The sequence below is a fragment of the Streptomyces sp. WAC 04229 genome (assembly GCF_003947455.1).
Lineage (GTDB): Bacteria > Actinomycetota > Actinomycetes > Streptomycetales > Streptomycetaceae > Streptomyces.
Window position 1 is genome coordinate 1 of record NZ_QHJH01000241.1, and the last position, 9786, is coordinate 9786.

Annotated in this window: 8 protein-coding genes and 2 pseudogenes; 6 read left to right on the forward strand and 4 right to left on the reverse strand. The window is 74.3% G+C overall.

The features are described 5' to 3' along the window. Positions 1-108 (forward strand): annotated as a pseudogene (locus DMH12_RS40585) (IS5/IS1182 family transposase); the annotation flags it as partial. 16 nt (positions 109-124) lie between these two features. Here the strand turns inward: DMH12_RS40585 and DMH12_RS34670 are convergent. Then, a pseudogene (locus DMH12_RS34670) lies at positions 125-913 on the reverse strand (helix-turn-helix transcriptional regulator); the annotation flags it as partial. 132 nt (positions 914-1045) lie between these two features. Between DMH12_RS34670 and DMH12_RS34675 the strand changes: the two are divergent. Then, entirely contained in the window at positions 1046-1780 is a 735-nt protein-coding gene (locus tag DMH12_RS34675; protein ID WP_125495304.1) for an SDR family oxidoreductase, read from the forward strand. Positions 1781-1804: 24 nt separating this feature from the next. Here the strand turns inward: DMH12_RS34675 and DMH12_RS34680 are convergent, their stop codons facing one another. Together DMH12_RS34680 and DMH12_RS34685 are read right to left on the reverse strand one after the other, a co-directional pair. Continuing rightward, positions 1805-3292: a carboxylesterase/lipase family protein gene (locus DMH12_RS34680; protein ID WP_125495305.1), complete on the reverse strand. Its 1488-nt coding sequence runs from the start codon at positions 3290-3292 to the stop codon at positions 1805-1807. Continuing rightward, entirely contained in the window at positions 3289-4227 is a 939-nt protein-coding gene (locus tag DMH12_RS34685) for an MBL fold metallo-hydrolase (RefSeq protein WP_125495306.1), read from the reverse strand. Before DMH12_RS34685 ends, DMH12_RS34680 begins: the two co-directional genes overlap by 4 nt. A 129-nt stretch (positions 4228-4356) precedes the next feature. Between DMH12_RS34685 and DMH12_RS34690 the strand changes: the two genes are divergently transcribed. The 4 genes from DMH12_RS34690 to DMH12_RS40095 all read left to right on the forward strand — a co-directional run bounded on the left by DMH12_RS34690 (position 4357) and on the right by DMH12_RS40095 (position 9012). After that, the gene (locus DMH12_RS34690; RefSeq protein WP_125495307.1) at positions 4357-7131 is read left to right on the forward strand and encodes a LuxR family transcriptional regulator; all 2775 of its coding nucleotides are present in this window, start codon (positions 4357-4359) and stop codon (positions 7129-7131) included. Between the two features lie 180 nt (positions 7132-7311). Then, on the forward strand, positions 7312-8127 hold the full coding sequence (locus tag DMH12_RS34695) for an SAM-dependent methyltransferase (protein ID WP_125495308.1): 816 nt from the start codon (positions 7312-7314) through the stop codon (positions 8125-8127). Positions 8128-8179: 52 nt separating this feature from the next. Beyond that, the gene (locus DMH12_RS34700; RefSeq protein ID WP_260474453.1) at positions 8180-8839 is read left to right on the forward strand and encodes an alpha/beta fold hydrolase; all 660 of its coding nucleotides are present in this window, start codon (positions 8180-8182) and stop codon (positions 8837-8839) included. 32 nt (positions 8840-8871) lie between these two features. Next, entirely contained in the window at positions 8872-9012 is a 141-nt protein-coding gene (locus DMH12_RS40095; RefSeq protein ID WP_260474454.1) for an alpha/beta fold hydrolase, read from the forward strand. 73 nt (positions 9013-9085) lie between these two features. On the opposite strand, the gene DMH12_RS34705 is transcribed toward DMH12_RS40095, so the two are convergent. Continuing rightward, on the reverse strand, positions 9086-9289 hold the full coding sequence (locus DMH12_RS34705) for a cold-shock protein (RefSeq protein WP_003978336.1): 204 nt from the start codon (positions 9287-9289) through the stop codon (positions 9086-9088). Between the last annotated feature and the right edge of the window lie 497 nt (positions 9290-9786).

Below are 9786 nucleotides of genomic sequence, written 5' to 3' on the forward strand. Positions count from 1 at the left end.
AACCGCCTGAAGCAGTGGCGCGGCATCGCCACCCGCTACGAGAAGACCGCGACCATCTACCTCGCCGGACTCCACATCGCGGGCATCTTCCTCTGGTCCGCCCGCTGATCCAAACGAAACCCCCTAGTGCGCGGGCGCTCGGGCCGCCGGGCTCGGCGTGGTAGATGACGAGCTGCTGGCCGGGCGCGTCGCGTACGTCGAAGGCCTGGTAGGTGAGGGCGAGGGCGCCGACCTCGGGGTGGCGGAGGTTCTTGGCGTCCTGGGTCTTGCCGCGCACGGTGTGGGCGTTCCACAGGCGGGTGAAGTCGGCGCTGTGCTCGGTGAGGGTGGCGACCAGGCGGCGCAGCCGTGGGCTGTCCGGGTCGAACCCGGCCGCCTGGCGCAGGTTGGCGACGGTGGCCTGGGCCGCCCGCTCCCAGTCCGCGTAGAAGGCCCGGCCCGCGGGGTCGAGGAACACCATGCGGGCCAGGTTGTCGGCCGGGTCGAACGGCTCGAAGAGGGCTTCGGCCAGGGCGTTGGCTGCCAGCAGGTCCAGGGTGCGGCTCAGCACGAACGCCGGGGTGTGCGGGTAGCCGTCCATCAACTGGCGCAGCGCGGGGCTGACTTCCTGCGCGGCATGGGCGGAGGGTGCCTCGCCCGGTGCGCCGCCGGCGAGGCGGAACAGGTGTGCCCGGGCGTCGGTGTCCAGGCGCAGGGCGCGGGCGAGGGCGTCGAGGACCTGGGGGGAGGGGTTGCGTTCGCGGCCCTGTTCCAGGCGGGTGTAGTAGTCGCCGTTGACTCCGGCGAGGACCGCGACCTCCTCGCGGCGCAGTCCGGCGACCCTGCGGGTGCCGTGGCTGACCATGCCGACGTCCCGCGGCCGCAGTCCGGCCCGGCGTGCGCGCAGGAACTCGCCCAGGTGGTTCTCGTCCATGGCGTCCAGGCTAGGCGGCGTCCCCGGTCCCTGCCCGGGTGTGTCGCACCCAGGCAGGGACCGTCCTGGTACCTGGCCGCCGACCTGCACAGACTCGGTGGAGCAAGGCTGAGACCGAGAGGACGCACTGTCATGACACACATCGCGAAGGTCGTACTGGTCACCGGGGCGAGCAGCGGGATCGGTGAGGCCACGGCCCACCGCCTGGCCGCCGACGGCCACCGGGTGTTCCTGGGCGCCCGCCGCACCGACCGGCTGGAGAAGCTGGCCGGGCGGATCACGGCCGAGGGCGGCACGGCCGCCTTCCGACGGCTGGACGTCACCGACGCCGCCGACGTGCGGGCGTTCGTGTCGGCCGCCGCCGAACGCTGGGGCCGGGTGGACGTGCTGGTCAACAACGCCGGGGTGATGCCGCTGTCGCCGCTCGCGGCCCTGAAGGTCGACGAGTGGGACCGGATGATCGACGTGAACGTGCGCGGCGTGCTGCACGGCGTCGCGGCCGCGCTGCCGGTCATGCGGCGGCAGGGCGGCGGACACGTCGTGAACATCGCGTCGGTCGGCGCGTACGAGGTGGTGCCCACCGCCGCCGTGTACTGCGCGACCAAGTTCGCGGTGCGGGCCCTGTCCGAGGGGCTGCGCCAGGAGTCGGACGGAAGCATCCGGGTGAGCGTCGTCTCCCCCGGCGTCACCGAGTCGGAACTGGCCGACTCCATCTCCGACCCGCGTGCGCGGGAGGACATGAAGACCTACCGTTCGGTGGCCGTCCCCGCCTCCGCCATCGCGGACGCCATCGCGTTCGCCGTGTCCCGGCCCGCCGGGGTCGACGTCAACGAGATCGTCGTACGCCCGGCGGGCAGCGCCCAGTAGCCGGGCGGGTCCGGGCCCTGCGGGTCAGGTCCAGGCCCGCCGCTCCTCGCCGCGGGGGTCGTCGACCGGCGTCCACTCCGCGTCGATGCGCATGGTCGTCCGGCGCCGGGTGCCGTAGGCGGCCCAGCCCGGGTCCCCGGTGCTCGCGAACCTGATCCAGGCCGCGTGCGTGCGGGCGGCGAGGTCCGCCGGTGGTTCGTCGGGGCCGAGCAGGCCGCCGGGTCCGCGCAGCTCCGGCAGGCCGGTGCGGTCGAAGACGAAGGGCAGCTCCATGGTGTGGGTGGCGCCGAGCAGTCCGTCCAGGGCGTGCGAGCGCCAGGCGAACTCGTAGGCGTGGGTGGAGGAGGCCGGATGGGCGGCGTGCGCGTCGGCCAGGGCGCGGCTGCCGGCGCCGAAGAGGGCGTCGCCCATGATGGCGGACCGGAGTTCGCCGGGCGTCGCTCCGGGGCGTGCCGTGCGGTACGTCCCGACGAGCCGCGCCGGGTCCGGGTGCGAGCGCGCGGCCGTGGCGTCGACGTCGTGGTCGTCGGAGGTGGTGTAGCGGTCGACGGGGACCAGGTAGAGGTTGCCCTCCTCGGTGTTGGTTCCGATGAGCAGGTCGGTGCCCGCCCCGGCGCCCGCTGCGACGGACGTCGCGGGCTGGGTGTCGAGGACCAGGCTGAAGGGGCTGAGGCCGAGCAGCGGGTCGCGGTGGGCCGGGGTCCGCAGATCGAGGCCGGCCAGACCGTCCGCGGCGTCGACCAGGCGGTCGTCGGGGAGCTCCGCGAAGGCGTCGGCCCGGGGCGCCACTCCGAGGGCGTCGGCCGCCGCCGCGCTGACGCGGGCGGCCTGCTCGGTGGTGAACGCGCCCAGGCCGCTGCCGCTCTGGACGATCGCCCGGCGCAGGAGCCCGGCGGCCCCGGGGTCGGCGAGGACGCCGCCCACGATCGTCGCCCCGGCCGACTGGCCGAAGAGGGTGACGCGGTGCGGATCCCCGCCGAAGGCGGCGATGTTCTCGTGCACCCACCGCAGTGCGGCGACGACGTCCAGCAGGCCGCGGTTGGCGGGCGCTCCGGGGAGGTCGAGGAATCCGGCGATGCCCAGCCGGTAGTTGAGGGTGACGAGGACGACGCCGTCGCGGGCGAACGCGGACCCGTCGTACATCGGGGACCGGGTCGATCCGGCGACGAATCCCCCGCCGTGGACGAACACCATGACGGGCAGGGCGCCGCTCGTGATCTCCGGCGTCCACACGTTGACGGTCAGGTAGTCGTCGCCGGGGATCCGGCCGGGGCCGAAGTAGGCCGACATGTCGACACGGCCGAGCCTGCGCTCGGACTGCGGTGCGGTGGGCCCCGGCCGGGTCGCGTCGCGTACGCCGTCCCAGCCCTCGTGCCTCCGGGGTGGTGCGAAGCGGCCGGCGCCCCGGGGCGGGGCGGCGTAGGGGATGTTCAGGAAGGTGGCGGTGCCGTCCTGGAGGGTTCCGCGTACGGCGCCCCGGTCCGTGGTCACGACGGGGTCGTGGTGGTTCACTTCATGCCCTTCAGGTGGTCGCGGCGCTGCTCGGTGTACGGGTCGAAGGGCGCCCAGCCCTTGATGGCGAACTTGTCCGCGTCGCGCTCCACTTCGGCGGCCCCGTGGCCGGCCAGGTGTGCCGGGAACAGGAGGGCGTGGTGGTCGGCGGCCCAGCCCAGGAGCCTGCGCCGGGTGGCGCGGGCGCCGGAGGGGTCCTCGCAGAAGCAGCTGTTGTGGTCCGGTTCGAGGATCTGGACCGGGGAGTGCAGCAGGTCCCCGACGAAGAGCGCGCGGTCCGTCCCGGAGTCGAGGGTGAGCACGCTGGAGCCCGGGGTGTGACCGGGTGCCGGGTCCAGCCGCAGGTTGCCGTCGATCCGGTGGCCGCCCTCCCACAGCACGGCCTGCCCGGCCCGGTGCACCGGGGCCACGCTGTCCTCGAACACGTTCTGGTTGCCGCGGCCGAGCAGCGGACGGTGACCGTTCTCGGGGTTCCAGAATTCGAAGTCGTCGCGCGGCATCAGATACGTGGCGTTGGGGAAAGTGGGCACCCAGTCGCGTCCGTCCAGACGCGTGTTCCAGCCGACGTGGTCGATGTGGAGATGCGTGTTGATCACCACGTCCACGTCCTCCGGTTCGACGCCGGCCCGTGCGAGGTTGGCGAGGAAGTCGGTGTCGAGCCGGCTCCAGACCGGCGCGTAGGGACGTTCCTTGTGATTGCCCACACCGGTGTCGACGAGGATGTTCTTGCCTTCGCTGCGCAGCAGCCAGGTCTGGATCGCCGAGTTCACGATGTTGGTCCGGGAATCCAGGAAATGCGGTTCGAGCCAGTCCCGGCCGCGGTCCCACACGTCTTCCGGGACGTCCGGGAAGAACGTCTCGGGTGTCATGTCCACAGGCCCGAAGTATTCCCACACCCGGGTGACACCGACATTCCCGAGTTCGATCCGTTCCATGACGCTCCTTGGTGAGGCGAGGACATTACTGGGCCCGCCGGAAAACCTACGGAGGCTCCGACGGGCGCGGTATCCGTCACCTGACTGCACCCGCGCCGGGCAGCCGACGCCGCTTGTAGCCTTGGCGGCGTGGACGAGCGCACAGGGACGGCGGGCGCCGCCGCGGACCCGGGGCCGGGCACCGGCGAGCCGGTCGTGGGCCGGGACGCGGAGTGGGCACGCCTCCTTCGCGCTGCGGACCCGGCGTCGCCCGAGCGGGTGCTGCTGCTCCAGGGCGAGGCGGGCACGGGCAAGAGCACGCTGCTGGACTCCGTGGCGCGGCGGGCCGCGACGGGCGGTGCGCGCGTGCTGCGGGCCACCGGGAGCGAGTCGGAGTCGGACCTCGCCTTCTCCGCACTGCACCAACTGCTGCGGCCGGTGCGCGCCGAGGCGGAGCGCCTGCCGGACGGACAGCGCGCGGCGCTGGACGACGCCCTCGGCGCGGGGCGGGACGCGGCGCCGCCCGACCTCATGCTCGTCGGCGTGGCCGTCCTGAACCTGCTCTCCGAGCTGGGCGGGCCCTCCCCCGTGCTGGTGCTCCTCGACGACGCGCCGCTGTTCGACGGCGCCTCCCTCACCGTGCTGTCCTTCGTCGCCCGGCGGCTGGCGGGCGAGCCGGTGACGATGCTGGTCGGTGCCCGTACGGGCGGGCGCCTCCCGGGCTTCGACCGGCACGCCCCGGCCCTCGTCCTCGGACCGCTGGACGACACCTCGGCCCACCGTCTCCTGGACCTCCAGCCGCGGAGTCCCGTCGGCCGGACCCGGGCGCGGATCCTCGACCAGGCCGTCGGCAACCCGCTGGCACTGGTGGAACTGGCGAGGCCCGCCCGGGACCCGGGCCGGGAACCGCCGCCCGCCGGGCCGCTGCCGCTCACCGACCACCTGGAGCGGGTCTTCGCGGCCCGTCTCGACGGCCTCCCCTCCCCCACCGCACGGGCCCTGCTGCTCCTGGCCGCCATGGACACCGGCGACGCCGCGCTCGCCCTGCCGGCCGGGCTGCCCGGTGCCGGGGACGACGCGTGGCGGCCCGCCGAGGCGGCCGGGCTGATCGGGCGGACCGGCTCCGGTGTCCGGTTCCGCCACCCGCTGGTGCGGTCCGCGGTGTATCACGCGGCGTCCTCCGAGGCCCGCCGGGCGGCGCACCTGGCGCTGGCCGACCTGCTGCGTGCCGAGCCGGACCGGCGTGCCTGGCACCGTGCCGCCGCCGCCCCGCACGCGGACGCGGACGTGTCGGCGGACCTGGTGCGCACCGCCGGGCGGGCCCGCCGCCGGGGCGGCCACGCGGCGGCGGCGAAGGCGCTGCAACGGGCCGCCGAACTCGCCCCGCGCCCCGAGGACGGCGCCCGGCTGCTGGTGGCGGCCGCCCGGGCGGCGGTGCTCACCGGGGACCTGTCCTGGGTCGAGGAACTGGTCGCGGCCGTCCGTGCGCGCACGGACGACGTGGGGCTGCGGGCCGAGGCGGCCGCGCAGGCCGGGCGGCTGGCCGTGCTGACCGCGCGTCACTCCGCGGTCTTCGCCCGGCTGACCGACACCGCCGAAGGGCTGGCCCGCTCCCGGCCCGCCACCGCGCTGGATCTGCTGACGGACGCCGCGGTGGTCCGCTTCTACGCCGGACGCGCAGCCCAACTGCACCGGCTCGAAGAGGTGTTGGCGGGGCTGCCGGAGGACGTGCCGGATCCGTGGCCGGGCGTCTGGGTCAGGGCCGTGTCCGACCCCTTCGGGAGCCGGGCGTGGCTCGTCCCCCGACTGCCCCGGCTGGCCGACGAGTCCGCGGGCCGGCCCGAACGGCTCACCGCGGTGGGCGTCATGGCGTGGCTCATGGACGAGACACCGCTCGCCGTCCGCGCCTTCGACGAGGCCTTCGACCACTGGGAGGCGCACGGGGCGCTCCCCGACGGCATGGGCGGCGCGGCGGCCTGGGCCTACCTGGAACAGGGGCGCTGGGAGCGGGCCCGCGAGGCCTGCGCCCGCGTCACCGCGGTCGGTTCGGCGCTGGGCCTGGACCACGCCGTGGCGTGCGCGGCAGCGGTGGACGCGATGCTGCTGGCCCTCCAGGGGGACGGTGAGGCGGCGCGCGCCCGGGCGGCGGACGCGCTCGCGCTCGTCGATCCGCTGGAGAGCCGCTCGGTCGCGGTCTACGCCCGGCGCGCGCTCGCGGCCGCCGCGGCGGCGGACGGCGCCCACGAGACGGCGTACGACCAGCTGCGCGCGGTCTTCACGGCGGACGGCTCCCCCGTGCACTACCACGCGTCCTACCCGGCGCTCGCGGACCTGGCCGCGGCCGCCGTACGCGCGGGGCGGCGCGAGGAGGCCGCCGCGATCGTCGAGCGTGCCGCGCGCGCACTGGCCGGGAACGCCTCGCCCCGTCTGCGCGCCCTGACCGAGCGGGCCCGCGGTCTCCTCGCGGACCCGGAGGACGCCGAACCCCGCTTCCGGGCGGCCCTCGCCGGCCCGGACTCGGCGCACCGGCCCTTCGAGCGCGCGCAGGCCCTGCTGGACCTCGCCGAGTGGCTGCGCCGCCGGCGCAGGATCACCGAGGCGCGTGCGCCGCTCGCCGAGGCCCTGGAGACCTTCCGGCGGCTGGGCGCCCGCCCCTGGGCCGAACGGGCCCTGGCCGAGTCGCGGGCCGCCGGACTCGACGTCGCCGACGCGGACCCCGGCTCGCTGGCCGGGCTCTCTCCGCAACAGCGGCAGATCATCGGGCTCGCCGCCCGTGGCCTGACCAACCGCGAGATCGGCGAGCGGCTCTTCCTCTCCCCGCGCACGGTCGGCTCCCACCTGTACCGCAGCTTCCCCAAGCTGGGCATCACGGCCCGCTCGCAGCTCCGCGACCTCGTGGAGCGGGCGGGCGGCGACCGTTCGTGAGGCCGTGGGGCCGTGAGCCGGCCCTGCATCCTGGCTCGACCGCCCCGCATCGCGCGCCCGGCTTTCCGCGGAGCCCTCGGTTCCGCCCGGGCCGTGGGTGAACCGCTGTACAGGGAAGGGCCGTTGCCGCGTAGGTTGTGGGAAAGCATTCACGCCTCGGCTGAAAGACGGACCGCCACCATGAACGACCCCGCGACGACGCCCGGTCACTCGGCACACCAGAAGATCGACACCTCGGTACCGCACTCGGCCCGGATCTGGAACTACTGGCTGGGCGGGAAGGACAACTACCCGGTGGACGAGGAGGCAGGCGACGCTTACACCGCCGTCTTCCCCGGCATCGTCACCATCGCCCGCAGCAGCCGGGCCTTCCTGCGCCGCAACATCACCCATCTGGTCGCCGAGGCGGGCATCCGGCAGTTCCTCGACATCGGCACCGGTCTGCCGACCGCCGACAACACCCACGAGGTCGCCCAGCGCCTCGCGCCCGAGGCGCGCGTCGTCTACGTGGACAACGACCCGATGGTCCTCGCCCACGCCCGCGCGCTGCTGTACTCCACCCCGGAGGGCGCGACCGCCTACATCGACGCCGACGTGCTCGACCCGGACACGGTCCTGGCGGCCGCCGCCAAGACACTGGACCTCGACCGGCCGGTGGCCCTCATCCTCAGCAACATCCTGGGCCACGTCGCCGACTACGACCGGGCGCGTTCCATCGCCACCGGGCTGATGGACGCCCTGCCGTCCGGCAGCTACCTCTCCGTCAACGACGGCTCACGGGGGACTGACCCGGAGTTCGAGCGGGCGCAGGACGCCTACAACGAGAGCGGCGCCGCGCCGTACGTCCTGCGCACCGTCGACCAGATCACGGCATACTTCGACGGCCTGGAGCTCGTGGAGCCGGGCGTGGTCCCGGTGACCCTCTGGCGTCCCGAGGCCGGCGGTCCCGCTCCGGAGCCCATCGGCGAACACGGCGGTCTCGCGCGCAAGCCGTGACGCCGCGCGCGGCGCCCGGCACCGGGCACCCGATCGGGAGGAGCACTCCCTGATGTCCGCATGGCAGCTGCCCGAGTCGTACCGCAGCGGCTCGGGCACCGTCCGCTGGAACCGGCTGGGCGTCCCGGACGGGCGCCCGCTGGTCCTGCTGCACGGGACGCCGTTCTCCTCGTACGTCTGGCGTGCGGTGGCCCGTTCGCTGGCGCGTGACCACCAGGTGTTCGTGTGGGACATGCCCGGTTACGGGCTGTCCGAGAAGTTCCCGGGCCAGGACGTGTCACTGGCGGCGCAGGGCAGGGTCTTCACCGAGCTGCTGGACCACTGGGGCCTGGCGGAGCCCCTGGTCGTCGCCCACGACTTCGGGGGCGCCGTCGCGCTGCGGGCCCACCTGCTGCACGACGCCCGCTACCGGGCACTGGCCCTGGTCGATCCGGTCGCGCTGGCGCCCTGGGGGTCGCCGTTCTTCCGGCTGGTCCGCGAGCACGCCGAGGTCTTCGGCAGCTGCCCCCGGCGCTCCACGGGGCGCTGGTGCGCGAGTACGTGGCTTCCACGGGCGGTCCCGGACTGCACCCGGCGGTGCTGGACCAGCTCGTCCGGCCCTGGCTCGGCAAGTCGGGGCAGCCGGCCTTCTACCGGCAGATCGCCCAGGCGGAGCAGCGGTACACCGACGAGATCCAGGACCGGTATCCCCGGATCGGCGTACCGACGCTGATCTGCTGGGGTGAGGACGATGCCTGGATTCCGGTGGCGAAGGGGCGCGAACTCGCCGCCGCCGTGCCCGGCGCGCGGTGGGAGCCGATCGCCCAAGCGGGTCATCTGGTCCAGGAGGACGCGCCCGCCGAGCTGACCGCCGCACTGCTCGGCTTCCTGCGCGACGTTCCCTGACGGCATGCCACGGGGCAGGGTGCCCGGAGACGCGCGGTCTCCGGGCACCCTGCCCCGTTCGGCAGTCTGCCGGTCAGGCGGGGGTGATGTTCTCCGCCTGCGGGCCCTTCTGGCCCTGGGTGATGTCGAAGGTGACGGCCTGGCCTTCCTGGAGCTCGCGGTAGCCCTGGGCGTTGATGTTGGAGTAGTGCGCGAAGACGTCGGGACCGCCGCCGTCCTGCGCGATGAAGCCGAAGCCCTTTTCAGAGTTGAACCACTTGACAGTTCCGCTGGCCATGCCTTTTGCCTTTCAGCCGTTATCGGATCCGCACCGCGCGAACCCGGAGGTGGTCGTCCTGGTCCTCCGGCATTGCACAGCAAACCGCCCGCACTCCGGGGCGGGCGGTCTGGGCGAACCACGACATCTGCTGCTGACGCTACACGGCATGTCCGAGCCCCACCAGTGAGTAAGGGGTGTGAGCGGCAACGATGTTGCGTACGGGGGCCCTGAACGGCCGCCACGCGGGTCCCCTCTGCGCCATCCGGGGGAGACGTCGGGGCGAGCGGACACCCCGGTTCCGCAAGTGGTCTAGCTATGAGTAGTCCACCCACGGAGTCGGAGATCGATATGACCGTCAGGAAAGCGCTGGCCCTGGTGATCGGCGCTGCCGTGTGCACCGGCGTGCTGGGGACCGGCTGCGCCCGGCAGGAAGCGGACGCCTCCTTGCAGGACGCGCACGCGCCGGGCAGTCCGGCGGCCCAGCCGGTGTCCCCCCGCCCCGCTCCCCCGCGCCA

Coding starts and splice junctions, on each gene's coding strand:
- DMH12_RS34675 (WP_125495304.1), top strand. CDS start 1,046: ATGACACACATCGCGAAGGTCGTACTGGTCACCGGGGCGAGCAGCGGG.
- DMH12_RS34685 (WP_125495306.1), bottom strand. CDS start 4,227: ATGGAACGGATCGAACTCGGGAATGTCGGTGTCACCCGGGTGTGGGAA.
- DMH12_RS34695 (WP_125495308.1), top strand. CDS start 7,312: ATGAACGACCCCGCGACGACGCCCGGTCACTCGGCACACCAGAAGATC.
- DMH12_RS34700 (WP_260474453.1), top strand. CDS start 8,180: ATGTCCGCATGGCAGCTGCCCGAGTCGTACCGCAGCGGCTCGGGCACC.
- DMH12_RS34705 (WP_003978336.1), bottom strand. CDS start 9,289: ATGGCCAGCGGAACTGTCAAGTGGTTCAACTCTGAAAAGGGCTTCGGC.